The following is an 18,851-nucleotide window of genomic DNA, read 5'->3' as shown; positions in this document are numbered from 1 at the left end:
AATGAACATATTAGTAATTGGCCCATCATGGGTGGGCGATATGGTGATGTCGCAGGGGTTATACATTGAGTTAATGCGACAATACCCTAAGGCGAAGATCGACGTTCTCGCCCCTGCTTGGTGCAAACCGATTTTGGAGCGAATGCCGCAAGTGAACCAAGCACTTGAGATGCCACTGGGTCACGGTCAGTTTGATTTGGCGACGCGCTACCGGTTAGGAAAATCACTAAAAAAGAACGCCTACGACGCCGCCTATGTGCTGCCCAACTCAGCAAAGTCGGCTCTCATTCCCTTTTTCGCAGGCATCAAACGACGCGTGGGTTGGAAGGGTGAAATGCGCTACGGGTTACTCAATGACATCCGCAGTAACAAGAAAGCCTTCCAATACATGCTTGAGCGCTATGTTGCGCTTGCTCACCCAAAGAGTGAGATGACGGGGAGCGGATGTTTAGGTGCCTTGCAGGATTTACCCTACCCTCACTTAACGGTGGTGCCTGAGGCTCAGTCGCAAGCCATGCACGCTTTGGGGCTCAATCGAGATCGCCCAATTTTAGGGTTGTGCCCTGGCGCTGAATTTGGCCCGGCCAAGCGCTGGCCAGATCAACACTTTGCTGCCGTTGCGGCAGAGATGATCGGCCAAGGTTACCAGGTGTGGTTGTTTGGCTCGGCGAAAGATAGAGAAGTGACGGAAAAAATCATTAAACAGGTGCCTCAAGATAAGCAAGGTTACTGTTTCAACTTGGCAGGAAACACCAGTCTTATCCAAGCGGTGGATCTCATCGGTGCCTGTCAAACCGTAGTCAGCAATGATTCTGGCTTAATGCATGTTGCGGCGGCGGTGGGGTGCAATGTCGTCGCGGTTTATGGGTCGAGCTCACCGAAATACACGCCGCCACTGACCAAAAAACTGGCAATACTTAATACGGATATTGATTGTCGTCCGTGTTTTGAACGTACCTGTCCCAAGCAGCATCTTAAGTGCTTGGTTGAGCTTGATCCCCAGCGAGTGATCAGTGCCATTCACCAGTTTGATGGCGGCCACTCTCAAGCCGAGCGTTTGATTTGATGCGAGCTCTCTACACTCTGCTTCTTGCGTTAGTCAGCCCACTGTTACTTTGGGGGCTGTATCGAAAAAGGCCAAACAAACCCGAATTCGGCCCTCGCTGGAAAGAGCATTTTGGTGTTACTCCGCCGCTTGCTGAGGATGAAAAAACCTCTAGCGGCGTGATTTGGGTGCATGCCGTCTCTGTGGGGGAAGTGCTGGCGAGTCAAAAATTGGTGTTAACCCTCAAGCAACGCTACCCAACTAAGCGGATTCTTGTGACCACCACCACCAGTACCGGTGCTGAGCAAGTGGCGAAGATGGGCGTAGAGCATCGCTATATGCCGATCGACTTTGGTTGGTGTGTGAACCGCTTCCTTACCACGATTCAACCCGACATCATGTTGATCATTGAAACAGAACTGTGGCCGAATACGCTTCACACCGTCTCAAAGCGGCAGGTTCCGATAGTATTAGTCAATGGCCGTCTATCCGATAAATCGCAGCGCCACTATCACCGGTTGCGTTTGCTAATGACGCCAGCGTTGCAATGCGTTCAGCACGTGTTGAGCGTTCATGAGGATGACTCAGCTCGGTTTAGGCAGTTGGGCGCTAAAAACGTCACGACGATGGGCTCTTTGAAATACGACATCACAGTGAACCCCGACACGCAGCATCTTGGCCAACAGCTGAGAGAGAAGCTCGGCATATCAAGGTTGGTGTGGATAGGCGCAAGCACCCACAGTGGTGAAGATGAAATCCTATTTCACGCTTATCAACTGGCTAAAAAGCAGTTGCCCAATCTGCTCTTGATGTTAGTGCCCCGCCACCCAGAACGTTTTGATGATGTCGCAATAAGCGCAGCTCAGCACGGTTTAACGGTAGAAAGGCGCTCTCATCAGAAGATGGCGCCAACGTCGGAGCAAACGGATGTGTACTTGGCCGATACAATGGGCGAAATGATGTGCTTGCTTGCTGCCAGCGACCTCGTGTTTATGGGGGGAAGTTTAGTCGGCCGCAAAGTTGGTGGACATAACTTCATTGAACCTGCGGTCTTATCTAAGCCGTGTTTGACTGGCCCCAGCTATTACAACTTTGCAGATCTTGCCGAGCAGCTTATCCAAGCGAAGGCTCTGGCTGTAGTCAGTGATGAGCAAGAGATTGCCGAGCAGATGATGATGTATGCTTCAGCCCCAATCCTCGATGGTGGTGCGGGTTATGATATAGTGCGAAGAAATCAGGGTGCCTTAGATAACACCCTAAACCTCATTCAACGTTTAATAGAGAATTCACCATGATCAAAACCTTCATTATTCATGTCAGTAAGGGCTATGAAGATCGGCGTAAACACATTGATACTCACCTGCCGAAGAGGGGGATCAGTGAATACGATTATATGCTGCGTGGTGATATTGATGATTTGAGTGATGAGGTACGAAACGAATTTTTTGGTCAAAAACTGCGACTCGCAGAAAAGTCCTGTTTTTATAAACACTATCTGGTGATGAAAGAAGTCGTCGAAAAGAAAATACCTAAGGTGCTGGTGCTTGAAGACGATGCGTTGCTACACAAGCAATTTGTTTTCTATCTCGAGAAAGCTCTACTTGAACTACAAGCCAAGGACTGTTTCGTTCTAAATATAGAGGATGCAGCAAGTGCTGTCCCGTTTAAGTTTCGCGAGTCAGGAAAGATAACGTATTGGTGTAAAACGAATAAGCTCACAGGTGGTTTAGTTTATGATTATGCTTTCGCACTGAAGATGGTTCAGTTAATCGAAAGCAGTATCATTGAAGCTCCTATCGATGGATTCATTGGTAATGAACGAGAGAGATTAGGTTACGATATATATTGGTGTCATCCCCCCCTAGTTTCTCAGGGGAGTAAAACTGGTATGTTTTCGAGCGAATTGAATGGAGCCAAATCCGGTATCTACTATACGATTCGGAGTGAGGTTAAAGACTTCTATAGACGGTGTATTCGCAGTAATCTAAGCTCGAAGCAATCGAAATTATTTGAGAGATAAGATGGCATTCAATCAAAACTTAGCGTTAGTTTATATCATTTACGGAGATGATATTGCCTATTACGAAGGCGCAAAATTCAGTCTTTTGTCCTTTTTGTCACATATTGAACAAGAGAAATGGCCAAGTATTTTTATTCTTACTGAGAAGCCAGCTGAATTTGAGAATATGCCAGCGACTGTTTTCACAATTGATGATGAGCAAAAGAGTGAGTGGACAAAAAATGGCCAGTACCACTTCAGAATAAAAAATCGCGGCTTGAAGTTTATTCTCGATAACGTAGAAGAGAGTATAGAGAAATTTTTATTCTTTGACGCTGATACGCACTTTAAAACTTCAGCACTGCGACTGTTTGAGCGAGTAGATGAGGACAATTCTGTTTTATTTTATCCCGAGAAGAACCTGTATAGTGATCATGTAGGGGCCGATTATGAGCAATTGCGCGGGAGAACTTTTACCCTATCGAGTGGAGAAGAGTACAAACTAACAGAGAATTCAGTTATGTGGAATTCTGGTGCGATTGGTGTCAGCCGACATAGGGCGGATAGTGTTGATTATGCCGATGAGATTATCCTATTTTTGATGTCAGCCAACTGTCAGGCTCATACGATAGAGCAGTTTGCGTTGTCAGAAGCACTATCGAGGGACTCGCAGCTTTCTCCTGCTCGCGAGTTTGTGTGCGATTATTCCACAAGCGGCCAGAAAAACTGGGCAAGAAAAGTACTTAAAGCATTCTTCCAAGAGCACGGCGAAAAGCCTTTCGAAGAACAAGTTAAGCTCGCCCAATCGGTAAACTTTACCCGCCCTTTATCGGAAGTCATGCGTGGGCATGTGTACAAAAAAAAGAAGAAACTCCGCAAGCTGCTTGGCTTGAAAGAAGAGTAACGAATTACTCGCCGTTGTACCCCCTCATCAAGTATTCAAAATATTTGTCTTGTAGTTGAATAGAAACACGGAAACGCTCTTTCTCAAAAGAGCGTTTCAATCGCGCTAAATTATCCCCTTTCCAATCTTCGCCAGCTTGCTGATAACACTTGTCAAAGTCAATAATCCACACCTTGTTGTGCGCATCAATCAAAATGTTGTGGATGTTGAGATCCGTATGATTGATATTGGCATCGTGCATTTTGCGTATTTGCTGACCTATTTGCTGGTAAAGCTCGGGTGATATTTCGTGTTTAGATAGCAGCCCAACCAAATCTTTCGCGTTGGGTATTTGACTGATCAGAATATCGGCACGGTAAGTCCATCCGGAGCGGGTGACTTTCGCTGCAATGGGTTGTGGTACGTTGACTTGGTGTTCGCGCAGCTGATTGAGTAGTATAAGTTCTTGATACGCGCGAGTGTTCTCCCAGCCGGTGAAGTGATACTTATCTTTGACCACTTTTCCCCATAATCCACCACGATAGTAATGGCGAAGCGCATAGGCGCCGTTATCACCTTGAACAAACCAAGTGGTGCCCCTACCTTTCGCTGAGCCAAGAATACGCCCTTGTTCTTGCCAAAACGAGACGGAAAAGGCCTGTTCAACGGGTTCCGCAAGGCGTTCAGGATCGTACCAATAGTGGGTGCAAGCGGTCTTAGCTCCGCCGATTTGTTTTGTACTAAACATGAATCACTGTCGAGGTTAGGGTAGTCTGTGGCATACTTAGCCACAGAGTATCACAAACGACCCAGAGTTAATGAGCCGCTCGCAACGCTATCAAAAAATATTAGTTATCGCTACACACTGTATCGGCGATAGTCTGCTGATCACCACGTTTACGCGAAGTTTACGCAAGGCATACCCAAACGCGCAAATTGACGTGTTAGTTAATGCCCGCGGCGAGATGGTGTTTGGCACCAATCCCGATGTCGATAATCTGGTCGAGATTCCGCCGAGACCAAGCTTGCGAGATTTCTTTGCTCTTCGCAAGCAGCACGGTCGATACGACTTGGTGGTCAACGAAATGCTCAACGACAGAACCGCCATATACAGTTGGTTTTTTGGCAAGCAGAGAATTGGAGCGGTGGATGAGACGTTGCCTGGCGCATGGTTAAAGAAATGGGTGTTCACTCACTATATTCGTGAAACTCACAACTTTGAGCATAAAATGAGTCGCATGGCGAGAATTCTCGACTTGATTGATGTGGATATTGAGCCTCAGTTAGTTTCTCCTGAAGCGCCATTACCAGAGTCGGTTTCCTCCTGTTTGCCTGAGCAGTATGTGGTTGTTCATGCACCTTCTTCCAACGAGATAAAACAGTGGCCTGTGCACTATTGGATTAAGACGGTAGAGCAGCTTCTGTCGCATGATTATCATGTGGTGTTGACCGGAGCAGGTGAGCGGGACGAACAGATCGTTGCGCAGATAGTCGAGCAGTTACCAGCGTCTGCTAGATTGATTAATGTGGTAGGGCAACTTTCACTGGCGCAAACGTCTACATTGTTAAAACGTAGCCAAGGGTTTGTGGGCCCAGACAGTGGCCCAGGGCATATGGCATCTGGCTATCCGATACCGATTGTGTCTATCATCAGCGTGGCTCCAGCCAGCATGTGGTCACCCTGGCCATATCACATGCCCGTGGAACGAGATCGCCACCTTTATAAAAATGGCACGGCAAAACAGACACAAGGAAATGTAACGCTGCTTCAGTCGCAGCGCTCATGTGTGCCGTGTTATAAAAACAAATGCCAAATTAGTGATGATCTCTACTCACCATGTCTAACGGATATTCAGCCTGAACAAGTGCTTGAAGCGGTGTTTGACGCTATCCCGATCAAAGTGGTGAACTAGGATGGCAGTGTCTTCACCCCAATCCATCTGCATTCTGCGCCTCTCCGCCATTGGCGATACCTGCCACGCGCTGGCAATTGTTCAGCAGATTCAACGCACCTACCCCGATTGCCAAATCACTTGGGTAATGGGAAAAATAGAAGCGCAGCTGTTTGGCGATCTCCCCGGTGTGAAGGTGGTGGTCTTTGACAAAAAGCAGGGCTGGCAGGGGATGAGAGCCGTCTGGCACGCCCTTAAAGGGGAGCGTTTTGATTATTTACTCCACATGCAAGTGGCACTAAGGGCTAGCTTACTCTCGGCGGGCATTCGCGCGCGCACCAAAGTCGGGTTTAGTTGGGCAAGAGCGAAAGAAGGGCAGTGGTTATTTACCAATAAAAAATTGTCCGCGACTCACGCCGAGCATGTTTTGGATAACTTTGCTGAGTTTGCGCGCTTTCTTGGCTGCCCAGAAGCGCCGCCTAAGTGGTCAATCCCTGTTAGTGAACAAGATAAATCCATCGTGAAGACGCTTGAGCACCCATACTTGGTGATAAGCCCTGCGGCAAGTAAAGACGACAGAAACTGGCTCGCCGAGCGTTACGCGGAGGTGGCCGACTACGCCCATGCGCAAGGGTTGCATATTGTATTGTGTGGCGCGCCAACCGAGCGAGAAAAAGCGCTGGCGCAGAGCATCACTGACAAGATGTCTGTACCCGTGACTAACCTCGTCGGCCAAACCAACCTAAAGGCGCTTACGGCTGTGTTGGGTCGGGCGCATTGTGTGCTCGCCCCTGACTCTGGCCCAGCCCATATTGCCACGACACAATCGACGCCCGTTATCGGGCTATACGCGCACAGCAATCCCAAGAGAACGGGGCCATACTACAGCCAGCGTTTTGTGGTGTCTGTGTATGAGCAGATTGCGCAGCAGCAATATGGCAAACCGGTTGAGGCGCTGCCTTGGGGTAGCCGAGTCAAAGGTAAGGCCTTGATGGCGCAAATCTCCGTGGAGGAAGTGAAACGCACTTTGGATGATTTGCTCTCACATTATCCAGTTCAGTTCTCACACATACCCACTTCACCGAAGACAGATAAATAAGGACGATGATGCGTATTGCTGTTTACCCAGGTACATTTGATCCGGTTACGAATGGACATTTTGATTTAATTCAACGCGCCGCCAAGATGTTTGACCACTTGGTGGTGGGCGTTGCCGAAAGCCCGAGCAAAAATACCCTGTTTAGCCTTGATGAGCGAGTCGCGTTGCTCAAAGATACCTGCCAAGGAGTGAACAATGTTTCCGTAAAAGGGTTTAGCGGCCTATTAGTGGATTTCGCCACTGAGCAAAACGCTACTATTTTAGTACGCGGGTTACGTACGACGATGGACTTTGAATATGAGTTTGGCCTCACCACTATGTACCGCCGTTTAAAACCCGGGCTAGAAAGTTTGTTTCTCACCCCTTCTGAAGAGTTTGCGTTTCTCTCCTCGACACTGGTAAGAGAAGTCGCGATTCATGGCGGAGAGGTACAAGAGTTTGTGCCTGCTTGCGTGCATCAAGCCATTCTGTCTAAAACCAACCAGACCTCCCATTGATGATGAATATCTTAATTTATACCCAAGCGACTTTGCCGGTAAAAAACTATGGCGGCACCGAACGCGTGATCTGGGATCTTTTGTACGCTCTGCACTTGCTCGGCCACAAGGTGACCTTATTGGCCGGGAAAGGCACGCAGTGTGAATGGGCAACGGTGATTGAGTACCAACCGGATCGCCCGGTCGCAGAGCAACTTCCGCAAAACATCGATGTGGTGCATTTTCATAGCCAGCCGGAGCCCGTGCCCTGCCCCTATGTGATCACCCAACATGGCAACTCGTCAGGCCCAATTGACCGCAATACCATTTTTGTTTCCTCGCAACACGCACAAAACCATGGTGCACAGGCCTTTGTTTACAACGGCTTAAATTGGGATAACTACCTCAAGCCTGACTTGAATGCGAAACGAGAGCGTTTTCATTTCTTGGGTAAGGCCGCGTGGCGAGTGAAGAATGTCCAAGGTGCGATTGATATCACTAAGAAGGCGAATGAGTCTCTCGATGTATTAGGTGGGCACCGTTTGAACTTCAAAATGGGTTTTCGCTGCACGCTCGATAGACACGTGCGCTTTTTAGGCATGGTGGATGACACGACAAAATCTCAGATTATGACACGCTCAAAAGGGCTGATTTTCCCCGTCACCTGGCATGAACCGTTTGGTTTGGCGATCACCGAAAGTTTGTATTTTGGCTGCCCAGTCTTTGCTACGCCTTATGGATCTTTGCCGGAGCTCGTTAATGAGCAGGTAGGCGTTTTATCCTCTGATGAGGCCGCGCTGGTAGCGGCGGTGAAAGAGGCTCAGCGCTATCAACCTCACACTTGCCACGAATACGCGCGAGATTGCTTTAACGCCGATGTGATGGCGAAAGCGTACGTGGCGCAGTACGAAAAAGTGGTCAACGGTGCGGTGTTGAACCCAAATCTTGGCGAGATTATTAAAGACTTTAAACGCTTGCCCTACACAAAATAAACAAGGGAGCCATCGTGCTCCCTTGTTTGAATAGATAGAGGTTTACCGCTTGATTTGCTTATGTCGATTAGCAGACGAGCGATTAGTAGCCTACGTACGGATCATTACCATCTCGCTGCGTTTTCAACAGCTTTAAGATCCACATATATTGCTCTGGTTTTGGCGTGACGAAGGTTTCGACGACTTCATTCATTGCACGTGCATCTTGAACATCATCACCGGAAAACTCGGCCATCGGCGGCAAGATCTCAATTTCGTATTGGCCCGTTTGGGTATTGTAACTGGCAAACGTTGGGACAATTTTCGCGCGGCTAACTTTAGCAAGCTTGCCAAGGCCAGGCAGCGTGGCTTTCTCTGTAGCAAAAAAGTCCACAAACACACTCTGTTCCGGCCCATGGTCTTGATCAGGCAAGTAGTAACCGAGGTAACCGTCTTTTACGGATTTGATAAAGGGTTTAATACCGCCGCTTCTGTCATACACTCGGCCACCGTATTGAACCCGTTGCTTGTGCATCAGCCAGTCTGTCACCGGATTTTTCTGGCTATTGGCCATCGCCGAGACAGGAAAACCGCGCGAGGCCAATAAAATGGCCGGAATATCGATAGCCCAAGAGTGAGGCACCAATAAGATGGCGCTTTGCCCGTCTTGCTGAAGCTGCTCTAAGTGCTCTAATCCTTTAATGACTGAGTGCTTTTCTAACCACTGTTTACTGCGCAGTGAGATAGCCGCAAACCCAAGTAGAAACGTCCCTGCAGTAAGTAAGCACTCATGCAGTATGGCTTCTCGCTCTGCCTCCGAGCGCTCAGGAAAACACAACGCCAAATTAATTCGCGCTTTTTGGACCGACCCTTTGCGCTTCTTCACCATTTTATCGGCAATAACTCGCGCAATCGCCACTCTCGCCCTATTGGGCAGCAGCGCTATCGGCAACCCGACCAATAACCCAAGCCAAAGCCCCCAATATTTAGGCGCTAGAAACGCTCGGCGAAACGTCGGATTATACGCCTTTGGATCAAAATCGTTTCGAATTGAACTCATAAATACCCGATACTCTTCCAGGAACTAGGAACTAGGAACTAGGAACTAGGAACTAGGCTCTCACCCATTACCCACAACCCATCACCCGTTACTTATTCACCAACCCCATATACTCCGCGACACCTTCCGCCACCGTCTTAAATTCATGCTCACAGCCCGCTGCGCGCAGTTTTGTTAGATCCGCTTGAGTGTACTCTTGGTACGCGCCTTTTAAATGTTCTGGGAACGGAATCGTCTCAATCTCGCCCTTGCCGTGGTACTTGATCACGGCTTTTGCTACTTCTTGGAAAGATTCCGCATTACCCGTACCCAGGTTAAAAATGCCCGAGACGCCATGCTCAAAGAACCACAAGTTCACTGCCGCCACATCACCCACGTAGACGAAATCACGCTTAAAGTGCTCGCTACCGGCGAACAGTTTCGGGTTTTCGCCTGCGTTCATTTGGTTGTTGAGGTGGAACGCGACCGAGGCCATAGAACCTTTGTGCTGCTCACGCGGGCCGTAGACGTTAAAATAGCGGAATCCGGTCACTTGAGAGAGCGTCTCGCCGTGGGCTTTGGCATCTTCCCACACGCGTCTTACGTAGTTATCAAACTGCTGTTTGGAGTAGCCGTACACATTAAGTGCGCCTTCGTACTTTTTCTCTTCAATAAAGAAGTCGGTCTCACCGTAGGTAGCGGCTGAGGAGGCGTAAAGGAAAGGGATCTCTCTATCTAGGCAGTAGTGCAGCAGCTCTTTGGAATACTCGTAGTTGTTGAGCATCATGTACTTGCCATCCCACTCGGTGGTCGCAGAGCACGCGCCCTCATGGAAGATGGCTTCAATTGGGCCAAAGTTCTCACCCGCCATGATCTGAACAAGGAAGTCGTCTCTATCCATGTAATCAGCAATATCCAGATCCACCAAATTCTGAAACTTTTTGCCGTTCTTCAGGTTATCGACCACCAAAATATCGTTAATACCTTGCTCATTCAGCGCCTTGACAATATTACTGCCAATCATGCCCGCGCCACCCGTTACGATGATCATACGTTTGTTTACCTCAGCCTAGAAATTGTTCGTTATGGGCGAAGTATATCAGGTACTGGGGATAAGTTCCTAGAACCTAGTTCCTAGTGCCTAGATCCTAGTTCCTAGAGGGGCAGGGGGGATTGCGTCAAACAGGGTAAAGCCCCAGAGCGCTGCTTGAACGATATACAAATCCACTTTTACGCATCCAATTCTAGGAACTAGGCACTTGTCTTCCACTAGGAACTCACCTCTAGAAACTCCCCTCTAGGAACTAGGAACTTCTTTTCCACTAGGAACTTTTAAGAACTCTTCTTAACCACCCCTCCCGTCAAATACAACCCAATCGCCGCAAGGACGGGATACCCGAACGCCTCATTAATCATCTCGCTGATGGGTTGCCACTCGAAACCGTGCATACAGCCGACCACCACCATCGAATGGAGCAACACATAAGGGATGGTGAACAGCAGCACAATATAACGTTGAACCAATTTAAACGGTTCAAACGCTTTGAGCAGGGCGAGTTTGTGCTTGGCTTTCTCTTCGTTGGTAAAAAACATCGCATCTCCTGTGTCGGTGAGGGCTTCTAGGCTTTTATCGATAAACGACGGGCTACCAAAAATACGGCTCCAAAGGCTCATAGGGTCTCCTTGTTAGTTTGCTTAACCACAGAAACGGATTGGACAGGGTGAAGCACCATTACCGGGCAGGCTTTGTTGGCAAAGGCATGGTGCGGTTTGACCTGCTCATCGGTAATGCCGTGCTCTTGCTGCAGCCGCTCGATTAACGCAAACAGTGCTTTGCGCTGGGCGAGGGTGAAGTTGTCTTGCGCGGCGCCTTGCTCATCACACCCGCCCACCACACAAATGCCAATATTGCCGCGGTTGTGGCCACGGACATGGGCGCCGATGTGCGACAGCGGGCGGCCTGTCTCGACTTTTCCGGCGCGCGTGATCACAAAGTGATAGCCAATATCTCGCCATCCTTTTGCCCGGTGCCAGGCGCGTATGGTGCTCACGCCAATATCCTGCTCGGCACGGGTTGCGCTGCAATGCACGGTGATCGTGGTTAGGGGGCAGTGTGACTTATGTGCAGAGGTGACGGGTAGTGAGGTGGGTTTTTTTGAAGTTGGGGGCATTGGTTTTCCTCATGATGGTTGGGGGGTAATGGGTTATGGGTGTTCGGTGTAGAGGGTGGTGAGCGTGTTGATAAAGGCGTTCATGGCGCGTTCGAGCGTTGGCAACGCTTCACCGGATTGCTTGGCAAGGTTTGCTAAATCACAGCCTTTTACCCACACGGCGTAGGTGAGCTCATAACCCAGTGGCTCTGCGCGTTGGGCCTGGGCAATTAGGGCGATAAACCCCTCACGGCTGATGGGGCAGTGTGGGTAGGTGGGGAAATAGATCTCCTCTAGGGTTGGGTCAAAGGGGGAATACACGTAGCAGAGGCGACGAATCGCCCATTCACTGCATTGGTGACACACAGGCATAGCAACTCCCTTCTCAATCAGGAGGCGACACTCTACGCGACATTTCGCCATTAGGGTTGGTGAAATGCTGGTGATTTATACAGCCCGAGAGAGTAAGGGAAAAAATGCGAGCGTGTACAAAATTAGGTGCATATCCAATGAGCCAAAGAATGACTAGGCGTGAGGCGGCTTGCAACCTCACCAATTACTAGGGCATTTCTGCCGTATGGCGAACCCTAATCAGTAAGAGGCTGTTTTGTTTGTTGTTTACATTCCAATAACAAAGCCGAGGAGTGCTCATGAGTCACACCCTAGTCGCCACCCTAATGAAAGCCAAAACCGGATCGCCTATCAGCAAGCTTATTTTACTCAAGCTGGCCGATAACGCCGATGTGCACGGCCGCTGCTTTCCCTCTTACCAGTATTTAGCGCTCTATTGCGAAGTCTCGCTGCGCACGGTGAAAGAGCACATCAAACGGCTAGAGGAGCAAGGCTTTCTCGAACTGGTACATCGCTTTGATAAACGCGGCCGCCAGCGTAGCAACCTGTACCAGCTCTACACCCCTGCCCATTTGCACGTTGAACTAGACGGCACGTGCACCGGAGAGGAAGCAAAGTCTTCACCCTCACCCCGTGCAGCAGCTGCACCGAGAATCTCCCAATTAGAAAGTAATAAAGAGGGTTATAGGCAGGCAGCGCCACCCCAGCGCCCTGTGGATAAGTTAGTCCACGAGTATCACGCCAAAGGGCAAACCCACCCGTTTGAAGAGCGCATTCAAGGCTTGATCAAAGCACGAAAACGCAGCCGTGCGGATGAGAAAAATAAAGGGGAGGAGGCATCATGAAACACTTGTTATCACTCACTGAGCAAAAACACATTTTAAGCCTGTACATCATCCGCGCCAGCGGCCGACCGCGAGAGCTACTTGAAGTGCTATTAGGTGCGTACCCGAAGCCAATGAGTTGCCGCGAGCTCAAGCTCGCGCTTCACATGACCGGCGGCCATGCACTTCCCTCTGCGGTGCGCAATGCGGAGATCTTTATTGATGTGATTAAGCGTTATGATAGTGTGACAAAGAAGACCTATTACCAACTCGATGACGCGTGCGTTGAGCGTGTTGCCCTCAATCAATTGTTGAACCGTGTGATGTGCAGCGGGTTTGATTAGTGGATGGATTGCGTTGGTTGAGTTTATCCAGTTAGGCAAATAGTGTATTATTTCGCGCAAAATTAGGCACAGTGCAGCCGTCGTTTTACGCTGCGCTGTGAGCGAGATCGCTTGTGGGGGTGTGACCTAAGGGCGGTAGCGTTTTTGAGCGAGCTTGATATTAGGGTGGTTATTGGGGCTACTCCAGTGAACTAAGCGAAAATAGTTCGCAAATGGCAGTCGAATGTAGTCCTGTATCAAAATCAAATAAAGTCTCTCAGCGTTTTAGCAAGCACCTGAGATAGAAAAATGAATTTTACAGCTAGGAATAAAGTCAATGGGTAATATATTGCCGTTAATTGGTCGTGAAAAAGAGCTTTTTATTACAGACATTAGTGCGCATGATGAAGAGCTAAAACGCATAGTTTCTGAATCACGATTTTTGGTTCTTGGCGGAGCGGGCTCAATCGGCCAGGCTGTAACGAAGGAGATCTTTAAACGTAACCCTAAGAAGCTACATGTTGTCGATATTAGTGAAAACAACATGGTAGAGCTTGTTCGCGATATCCGTAGTTCGTTCGGCTACATCGATGGTGACTTCCAAACATTTGCTTTGGACATTGGCTCTCTAGAGTACGACGCTTTCATTAAGGCCGATGGTCAGTTCGACTATGTACTGAATTTATCTGCGCTTAAGCATGTTAGAAGTGAAAAAGATCCTTATACATTGATGCGTATGATTGATGTAAACGTTTTTAATACCGATAAAACGATCCAACAGTCTATTAATGCGGGTGCGAAAAAGTACTTCTGTGTTTCAACTGATAAAGCGGCAAACCCGGTCAATATGATGGGTGCGTCAAAGCGTATTATGGAAATGTTCCTGATGCGTAAAAGTGAACAAATGGCAATCTCAACGGCTCGTTTTGCCAATGTGGCTTTCTCTGATGGCTCGTTGCTACACGGATTTAACCAACGTATCCAAAAGCGCCAACCTATTGTGGCCCCAAACGACATCAAGCGTTACTTTGTTACTCCTCAAGAGTCAGGGGAACTATGTTTAATGTCTTGTATCTTTGGTGAAAATCGTGACATTTTCTTCCCGAAACTGAGTGAAGCTCTGCACCTTATTTCGTTTGCAGATATTGCGGTGAAATACTTAGAGCAACTTGGCTTTGAGCCCCACCTATGTGAAACAGAAGAAGAAGCACGCCAACTTGCACATACGCTTCCAGAGCAGGGCAAGTGGCCATGTTTGTTTACCGAAAGTGATACTACGGGTGAAAAAGACTTCGAAGAGTTTTTCACAGATAACGAAGAGCTGGATATGTCTCGATTCGAAAATCTGGGCATCATCAAAAATGATCCTCTTTATGAGCAAGAACTTCTTACTTTGTTTGAAGACAGTATCTCTGAGATGAAAGGTGAGCAAGTTTGGACTAAAGAGCAGATTGTGAAACTGTTCTTTACTATGATCCCCGATTTTGGGCACAAAGAAACGGGCAAATACCTCGATAGCAAGATGTAAGTGGAGCATTCAATGAAAGCGAAATCTATTGTTGAATTTGTGAGAGATACTTACAAAACAGACGAATTTATTCCCTTACATGCACCAACGTTTGATGGCAACGAAAAAGCGTACGTAATGGAAACGATTGAAAGTACATTTGTTTCTAGCGTAGGTAAGTTTGTTGATGATTTCGAGAACAAAATAGAAGCTTACACTGGTACCGCCAAAGCAGTAGCGACAGTGAATGGCACGGCAGCATTGCATGCTGCATTGTACATGGCTGATGTTCAAAGAGGTGACCTGGTTATTACGCAGGCTTTGACTTTTGTTGCAACCTGCAATGCTCTTTATCATATGGGGGCTGAGCCTGTTTTTCTGGATGTATCTCCAGTGAGTTTAGGGTTGTGCCCTAAGGCTGTGGATGCATTTTTAGAAGAGAATGCGGAAGTCACAGACGCGGGGTGTATCCATAAAAAAACAGGTAGAAGAATCAAAGCCGTTGTACCGATGCACACGTTTGGTCACCCTGTAGAGCTTGATGAACTGGTTGCTGTTTGCTTGAAATGGAACATCACGTTGGTTGAAGACGCCGCAGAAAGCCTAGGCTCGTTCTATAAGGGCAAACACACCGGTACTATGGGTGATTATGGTGCTGTCAGCTTCAACGGCAATAAGATCATCACCACTGGCGGTGGTGGCATGGTGTTATGTAAGACTCAAGAGCTAGGTGCGCGTGCTAAGCATGTCACGACGACAGCAAAAGTGCAGCATCCTTATGAGTTTTTCCATGATGAACCTGGCTTTAACTACCGCATGCCTAACCTGAATGCTGCTCTGGGATGTGCACAGTTGGAAGTTATCGAGCAGTATTTGAAGCAAAAGAGATTGCTTGCAGAAGGCTATAAAAACTTCTTCAAAGGTACAGATTTTGACTTTGTCACTGAGCCAGAGTATGCGAAGTCAAACTATTGGCTGAACGCAATCATTTGTCCGGATAAAGAAAGTCGCAAAGAGGTACTTAAAGGTACAAATGGTTCAGGCGTGATGACTCGACCTATTTGGCAGCTCATGCACAGATTACCAATGTTTGAGAATGCAATACGTGGTGACCTAACTTATTCAGAGTTTATCGAAGCACGCCTAGTGAATTTACCTAGTACTCCTACGGAGATGTCATGAGAGTTGCAATAGTAACTAGCACACGAGCGGATTTCGGGATTCTATTACCACTTATTGATAAGTTAGAAGCAGACCCTTTTTTTAGCGTTACTATTTTAGCTACGGGCAGTCATACAGACATTGTACGAGGAAGCACACTGCAAGAAATTAAATCTGAAGGAGTCAAAGACCTTGTTGTTATTGATATTGATACTTCAGATACGACTGAAATTGGAGTTGCAAAATCTGCGGCTGAAACTCTAGAAAAGTTTGCTTTTGAGCTTGATAAATTGCCCCCGGATCTTGTCATCCTGCTAGGTGATCGTTATGAGATTTTATCGGTAGCCATGGCTGCATTTTTACTGAAAATCCCAGTAGTTCATATTTCAGGAGGAGACGTTACTTCAGGTGCGTTGGACGACTCTATTCGACATAGCATTACAAAACTATCTCATATTCATTTTCCAACAACGGAAGAGTATAGAGAGCGAGTAATACAACTTGGTGAACAGCCTGATAAGGTATTTAACGTCGGAAATTTATGTATCGACAACGTTAAAAAAGTATTACCAGTATCTAAAGTCGAGTTAGAATCTTTCTTAGATTTTGATTTGGATAAATTTGAGAGAAACATTCTAGTCACTCTTCACCCAGAAACAACATATGGTGAGCAACGAGTTTTAAACAATATTTTCTTCGATGCTTTATCAAACCTAAAGGATGTGGGAATCATAATCACGTACCCAAATCATGATGCGGGGGGCGATACGATAATCGAAAGTATTTTAAAAGTTAAGTCAGAAAGCCCACATTCAATTTGTGTTCGCGAATCATTGGGTATGCGTCGTTATCACTCATTATTAAGGTATGTTGATGCTGTTGTAGGAAACTCTTCGAGTGGAATAACAGAAGTCCCTTCTTATGGAATACCGACCATTGACATTGGTAGTCGACAACAGGGGCGCATACGTGCTGATTCTGTGATAAATGTCGGATATCAGTCTGATGATATACAACGTGCACTTAAGCTAGCTCTTAGTGATGACTTTAAACATAAATGCCAAGAAATTAAAAACCCTTATGGTGAGGGTGATAGTGCAGAGAAAATCGTAAATATCCTAAAAAGTATCAAACTTAAAGGTCTTATCAAGAAGGAATTCTATGATGCAAAATAATAGTCACGTTTACATTATTGCAGAGGCAGGCGTTAACCATAATGCAGACTACCAAATGGCAAAAAAAATGATTGAAGTTGCTAAGGATTCAGGTGTTGATGCAGTTAAATTTCAAATCGCTATTCCCGAATTAGTGATGACAAAATGGGCGGGTAAAGCAAACTACCAAGAAGTAAATACCGGTAGTGATGAAAGCCAACTAGAAATGTGTAAAAAGCTGCATCTAGATCTATCAGATTACGCTGGCTTAAAAGCTTATTGTGATGATCTTGGGATTACGTTTCTTGCGACTGCTTTTGATCAACCATCTTTTGAGGTGTTGAAAACTTTAGGTGTAGATACCTATAAAATCCCATCAGGCGAAGTAAATAATTTGCCGTATCTACGTATGCACTGTGAAGAAGGTATTAAGATTATCTTATCTACTGGTATGGCAGATATGGCAGAGGTTACAGAAGCCGTAAATGTGTTGGTGAAAGGTGGTGTAGATAAAGCAAACATCACAGTTCTCCACTGTAATACTGAATACCCAACACCTATGAGGGATGTGAACCTTAAGGCTATGACTCAAATCAAAGATGAGTTGGATATTGCTGTTGGGTATTCAGATCATACAAAAGGAATTGAGGTTCCAATTGCTGCTGTTGCATTAGGTGCTACATGTATTGAGAAACACTTTACTTTAGATCGTACTTTACCAGGACCAGATCATATTGCGAGCATTGAGCCAGACGAGTTAGCGCTGATGGTTCAATCAATTAGAAATATTCAAGCGGCTATTGGTGGCTCTGGTGAAAAGATCCCTTCTGAAAGTGAGAAGAAAAACATTGAGATAGCGCGTCGCTCAATTGTAGCTAGCTGTGAAATAAAAAAAGGTGAGTTGCTTACAGTTGATAATATTACCACCAAGCGACCAGCTACGGGGCTAAGTCCAATGTTGTGGGATGAGGTAATTGGGACTGTCGCTGAACGAGACTATATCGAAGACGACTTGATTGAGAAATAATATGAAAAAGACAGTACTTTTTCCAAATGCAGGACGTCGAGTTGAGTTGATTCAACGTTTTCAAATGGCAGCTAAAGAAAATGATATTGACCTTACTATTATTGGTACCGATATCACACCAAACGCACCTGCACTGTCATTTTGTGATAAGATTTATCTCCTTCCGAAAGAGCGAAATTTAAACACACTTGAGCGTTTTCTTGAAATTATAGAAACAAATAGTGTGGACATTGTGGTTTGCACGATTGACCCTGATTTAGAGTTTTTTTCGCAGCACAGGGACGCTTTGTCGACTGTAAACAGCAAGAATGTGGAACTCCTGCTTTCAGATGTAAATATCATTGATGCATCATCAGATAAGCGAAAAACTGCACATTTTTTCAATCAAATTGGAGTATCCACACCGCAGTTATATGACCAAGCATCTATAAACTTCCCCACCTTTGCGAAACCAGTAAAAGGAAGTGGCTCCTTTGGCGCTAAACTACTGGTTGATGCCTCCGAATTAGAAAGCTATTTAATTGAATTTGGAGAGCATGATCCTATTTTTCAAGAGTACGTTTCGGGGAAAGAGTACACTCTAGATTGCTTTGTTGATATTAATGGCGAAACGGTAGTTTCCCCAAGAGAAAGACTAAGGGTCCGAGGAGGGGAAGTAACCGTAAGTAAAACAGTTGAGCTACCAGAATTAGAGAAGCAAGCTAAAAAGGTATTATCTTCAGGTGGTTTCTTTGGGCCTGTGACTTTACAAGCGATTGTGGATGAGACTACTTCTCGTCCATACTTTATTGAGATCAATGCTAGATTTGGGGGGGGGGCAATTCTGTCCATTGAGGCTGGATTGAATAGCCCTTATCACATTTTAAGTCAGGATCATGATTGGTTTTCTGGTTTGAAAAGAAATCTGACTATGATGAGATATGATATGTCAGTATTCTCTGAAGGTTGAG

General features: G+C 46.7%; 21 protein-coding genes. 15 read left to right on the top strand and 6 right to left on the bottom strand.

What is annotated here, in order from left to right; genetic code table 11:
- The first annotated feature begins 1 nt into the window (after position 1).
- The 4 genes from waaF to AC6R0S_RS12700 are packed head-to-tail and all read left to right on the top strand — an operon-like array spanning position 2 to position 3,948.
- Positions 2 to 1,066, top strand: coding sequence for a lipopolysaccharide heptosyltransferase II (waaF, locus tag AC6R0S_RS12715; RefSeq protein WP_500638069.1), 1,065 nt, complete (start codon positions 2 to 4; stop codon positions 1,064 to 1,066).
- Positions 1,066 to 2,340 carry a lipid IV(A) 3-deoxy-D-manno-octulosonic acid transferase gene (waaA, locus tag AC6R0S_RS12710; RefSeq protein WP_500638068.1) on the top strand — a complete coding sequence of 425 codons (1,275 nt, stop codon included), beginning with the start codon at positions 1,066 to 1,068 and terminating at the stop codon, positions 2,338 to 2,340. The genes waaF and waaA overlap by 1 nt, the downstream gene beginning before the upstream one ends.
- Positions 2,337 to 3,065 carry a glycosyltransferase family 25 protein gene (locus tag AC6R0S_RS12705; RefSeq protein WP_500638067.1) on the top strand — a complete coding sequence of 243 codons (729 nt, stop codon included), beginning with the start codon at positions 2,337 to 2,339 and terminating at the stop codon, positions 3,063 to 3,065. The genes waaA and AC6R0S_RS12705 overlap by 4 nt, the downstream gene beginning before the upstream one ends.
- Before the next feature lies 1 nt (position 3,066).
- Positions 3,067 to 3,948, top strand: a complete 882-nt coding sequence (locus AC6R0S_RS12700; RefSeq protein WP_500638066.1) for a hypothetical protein — start codon at positions 3,067 to 3,069, stop codon at positions 3,946 to 3,948.
- A 4-nt stretch (positions 3,949 to 3,952) separates the two neighbouring features.
- Here AC6R0S_RS12700 and AC6R0S_RS12695 read toward each other — a convergent pair whose 3' ends face one another.
- A complete protein-coding gene (locus tag AC6R0S_RS12695; protein ID WP_500638065.1) occupies positions 3,953 to 4,675 on the bottom strand; it encodes a 3-deoxy-D-manno-octulosonic acid kinase in 723 nt (240 codons plus the stop codon).
- A 70-nt stretch (positions 4,676 to 4,745) separates the two neighbouring features.
- Between AC6R0S_RS12695 and AC6R0S_RS12690 the strand changes: the two genes are divergently transcribed.
- From AC6R0S_RS12690 to AC6R0S_RS12675, 4 genes are read left to right on the top strand one after another with little or no spacing between them, the layout of a single operon-like run.
- Positions 4,746 to 5,840 (top strand): glycosyltransferase family 9 protein, encoded by a 1,095-nt coding sequence (locus tag AC6R0S_RS12690; RefSeq protein ID WP_500638064.1) that lies wholly within the window; start codon positions 4,746 to 4,748, stop codon positions 5,838 to 5,840.
- Between the two features lies 1 nt (position 5,841).
- The gene (locus AC6R0S_RS12685; protein WP_500638063.1) at positions 5,842 to 6,918 is read left to right on the top strand and encodes a glycosyltransferase family 9 protein; all 1,077 of its coding nucleotides are present in this window, start codon (positions 5,842 to 5,844) and stop codon (positions 6,916 to 6,918) included.
- 8 nt (positions 6,919 to 6,926) lie between these two features.
- Positions 6,927 to 7,415, top strand: a complete 489-nt coding sequence (gene coaD / locus AC6R0S_RS12680; RefSeq protein ID WP_500638100.1) for a pantetheine-phosphate adenylyltransferase — start codon at positions 6,927 to 6,929, stop codon at positions 7,413 to 7,415.
- Positions 7,415 to 8,386 (top strand): glycosyltransferase, encoded by a 972-nt coding sequence (locus AC6R0S_RS12675; RefSeq protein WP_500638062.1) that lies wholly within the window; start codon positions 7,415 to 7,417, stop codon positions 8,384 to 8,386. Before coaD ends, AC6R0S_RS12675 begins: the two co-directional genes overlap by 1 nt.
- 82 nt (positions 8,387 to 8,468) lie before the next feature.
- Here the strand turns inward: AC6R0S_RS12675 and lpxM are convergent, their stop codons facing one another.
- The 5 genes from lpxM to AC6R0S_RS12650 all read right to left on the bottom strand — a co-directional run bounded on the left by lpxM (position 8,469) and on the right by AC6R0S_RS12650 (position 11,926).
- The gene (lpxM, locus tag AC6R0S_RS12670; protein WP_500638061.1) at positions 8,469 to 9,425 is read right to left on the bottom strand and encodes a lauroyl-Kdo(2)-lipid IV(A) myristoyltransferase; all 957 of its coding nucleotides are present in this window, start codon (positions 9,423 to 9,425) and stop codon (positions 8,469 to 8,471) included.
- Positions 9,426 to 9,513: 88 nt separating this feature from the next.
- A complete protein-coding gene (gene rfaD / locus AC6R0S_RS12665; protein ID WP_500638060.1) occupies positions 9,514 to 10,455 on the bottom strand; it encodes an ADP-glyceromanno-heptose 6-epimerase in 942 nt (313 codons plus the stop codon).
- A 281-nt stretch (positions 10,456 to 10,736) separates the two neighbouring features.
- Complete coding sequence (locus AC6R0S_RS12660; RefSeq protein ID WP_500638059.1) at positions 10,737 to 11,078, bottom strand: hypothetical protein; 342 nt, start codon at positions 11,076 to 11,078, stop codon at positions 10,737 to 10,739.
- Complete coding sequence (locus AC6R0S_RS12655; RefSeq protein ID WP_500638058.1) at positions 11,075 to 11,575, bottom strand: N-acetylmuramoyl-L-alanine amidase; 501 nt, start codon at positions 11,573 to 11,575, stop codon at positions 11,075 to 11,077. The genes AC6R0S_RS12660 and AC6R0S_RS12655 overlap by 4 nt, the downstream gene beginning before the upstream one ends.
- 33 nt (positions 11,576 to 11,608) lie before the next feature.
- Positions 11,609 to 11,926: a hypothetical protein gene (locus AC6R0S_RS12650; RefSeq protein ID WP_500638057.1), complete on the bottom strand. Its 318-nt coding sequence runs from the start codon at positions 11,924 to 11,926 to the stop codon at positions 11,609 to 11,611.
- Positions 11,927 to 12,204: 278 nt separating this feature from the next.
- Here AC6R0S_RS12650 and AC6R0S_RS12645 point away from each other — a divergent pair, with 278 nt between their 5' ends.
- The 7 genes from AC6R0S_RS12645 to AC6R0S_RS12615 all read left to right on the top strand — a co-directional run bounded on the left by AC6R0S_RS12645 (position 12,205) and on the right by AC6R0S_RS12615 (position 18,850).
- Positions 12,205 to 12,750: a helix-turn-helix domain-containing protein gene (locus tag AC6R0S_RS12645; protein WP_500638056.1), complete on the top strand. Its 546-nt coding sequence runs from the start codon at positions 12,205 to 12,207 to the stop codon at positions 12,748 to 12,750.
- Complete coding sequence (locus AC6R0S_RS12640; RefSeq protein WP_500638055.1) at positions 12,747 to 13,073, top strand: hypothetical protein; 327 nt, start codon at positions 12,747 to 12,749, stop codon at positions 13,071 to 13,073. The genes AC6R0S_RS12645 and AC6R0S_RS12640 overlap by 4 nt, the downstream gene beginning before the upstream one ends.
- A 316-nt stretch (positions 13,074 to 13,389) precedes the next feature.
- Positions 13,390 to 14,580 (top strand): UDP-N-acetylglucosamine 4,6-dehydratase, encoded by a 1,191-nt coding sequence (locus tag AC6R0S_RS12635; protein WP_500638054.1) that lies wholly within the window; start codon positions 13,390 to 13,392, stop codon positions 14,578 to 14,580.
- 12 nt (positions 14,581 to 14,592) lie between these two features.
- Complete coding sequence (locus AC6R0S_RS12630; protein WP_500638053.1) at positions 14,593 to 15,741, top strand: LegC family aminotransferase; 1,149 nt, start codon at positions 14,593 to 14,595, stop codon at positions 15,739 to 15,741.
- Positions 15,738 to 16,895, top strand: coding sequence for a UDP-N-acetylglucosamine 2-epimerase (gene neuC / locus AC6R0S_RS12625; RefSeq protein WP_500638052.1), 1,158 nt, complete (start codon positions 15,738 to 15,740; stop codon positions 16,893 to 16,895). The genes AC6R0S_RS12630 and neuC overlap by 4 nt, the downstream gene beginning before the upstream one ends.
- Complete coding sequence (gene neuB / locus AC6R0S_RS12620) at positions 16,882 to 17,901, top strand: N-acetylneuraminate synthase (protein ID WP_500638051.1); 1,020 nt, start codon at positions 16,882 to 16,884, stop codon at positions 17,899 to 17,901. The genes neuC and neuB overlap by 14 nt, the downstream gene beginning before the upstream one ends.
- 1 nt (position 17,902) lies before the next feature.
- Entirely contained in the window at positions 17,903 to 18,850 is a 948-nt protein-coding gene (locus AC6R0S_RS12615; protein WP_500638050.1) for an ATP-grasp domain-containing protein, read from the top strand.
- Position 18,851 lies beyond the last annotated feature (1 nt).

The organism is Vibrio sp. R15-SG3-ISO1B (assembly GCF_059833835.1).
The sequence above is the reverse complement of the archived record's forward strand: the minus strand, read 5'-3'. Positions and strand labels throughout refer to the sequence as shown.

Excerpts from the sequence above, each read along its gene's own strand:
- AC6R0S_RS12675 (WP_500638062.1), top strand. The coding sequence starts at position 7,415 with ATGATGAATATCTTAATTTATACCCAAGCGACTTTGCCGGTAAAAAAC.
- AC6R0S_RS12635 (WP_500638054.1), top strand. The coding sequence starts at position 13,390 with ATGGGTAATATATTGCCGTTAATTGGTCGTGAAAAAGAGCTTTTTATT.
- coaD (WP_500638100.1), top strand. The coding sequence starts at position 6,927 with ATGCGTATTGCTGTTTACCCAGGTACATTTGATCCGGTTACGAATGGA.
- lpxM (WP_500638061.1), bottom strand. The coding sequence starts at position 9,425 with ATGAGTTCAATTCGAAACGATTTTGATCCAAAGGCGTATAATCCGACG.
- AC6R0S_RS12630 (WP_500638053.1), top strand. The coding sequence starts at position 14,593 with ATGAAAGCGAAATCTATTGTTGAATTTGTGAGAGATACTTACAAAACA.
- neuB (WP_500638051.1), top strand. The coding sequence starts at position 16,882 with ATGATGCAAAATAATAGTCACGTTTACATTATTGCAGAGGCAGGCGTT.
- AC6R0S_RS12615 (WP_500638050.1), top strand. The coding sequence starts at position 17,903 with ATGAAAAAGACAGTACTTTTTCCAAATGCAGGACGTCGAGTTGAGTTG.
- AC6R0S_RS12660 (WP_500638059.1), bottom strand. The coding sequence starts at position 11,078 with ATGAGCCTTTGGAGCCGTATTTTTGGTAGCCCGTCGTTTATCGATAAA.
- AC6R0S_RS12650 (WP_500638057.1), bottom strand. The coding sequence starts at position 11,926 with ATGCCTGTGTGTCACCAATGCAGTGAATGGGCGATTCGTCGCCTCTGC.
- AC6R0S_RS12700 (WP_500638066.1), top strand. The coding sequence starts at position 3,067 with ATGGCATTCAATCAAAACTTAGCGTTAGTTTATATCATTTACGGAGAT.
- AC6R0S_RS12645 (WP_500638056.1), top strand. The coding sequence starts at position 12,205 with ATGAGTCACACCCTAGTCGCCACCCTAATGAAAGCCAAAACCGGATCG.
- neuC (WP_500638052.1), top strand. The coding sequence starts at position 15,738 with ATGAGAGTTGCAATAGTAACTAGCACACGAGCGGATTTCGGGATTCTA.
- rfaD (WP_500638060.1), bottom strand. The coding sequence starts at position 10,455 with ATGATCATCGTAACGGGTGGCGCGGGCATGATTGGCAGTAATATTGTC.
- AC6R0S_RS12690 (WP_500638064.1), top strand. The coding sequence starts at position 4,746 with ATGAGCCGCTCGCAACGCTATCAAAAAATATTAGTTATCGCTACACAC.
- AC6R0S_RS12640 (WP_500638055.1), top strand. The coding sequence starts at position 12,747 with ATGAAACACTTGTTATCACTCACTGAGCAAAAACACATTTTAAGCCTG.
- AC6R0S_RS12655 (WP_500638058.1), bottom strand. The coding sequence starts at position 11,575 with ATGCCCCCAACTTCAAAAAAACCCACCTCACTACCCGTCACCTCTGCA.
- AC6R0S_RS12705 (WP_500638067.1), top strand. The coding sequence starts at position 2,337 with ATGATCAAAACCTTCATTATTCATGTCAGTAAGGGCTATGAAGATCGG.
- waaF (WP_500638069.1), top strand. The coding sequence starts at position 2 with ATGAACATATTAGTAATTGGCCCATCATGGGTGGGCGATATGGTGATG.
- AC6R0S_RS12695 (WP_500638065.1), bottom strand. The coding sequence starts at position 4,675 with ATGTTTAGTACAAAACAAATCGGCGGAGCTAAGACCGCTTGCACCCAC.
- AC6R0S_RS12685 (WP_500638063.1), top strand. The coding sequence starts at position 5,842 with ATGGCAGTGTCTTCACCCCAATCCATCTGCATTCTGCGCCTCTCCGCC.
- waaA (WP_500638068.1), top strand. The coding sequence starts at position 1,066 with ATGCGAGCTCTCTACACTCTGCTTCTTGCGTTAGTCAGCCCACTGTTA.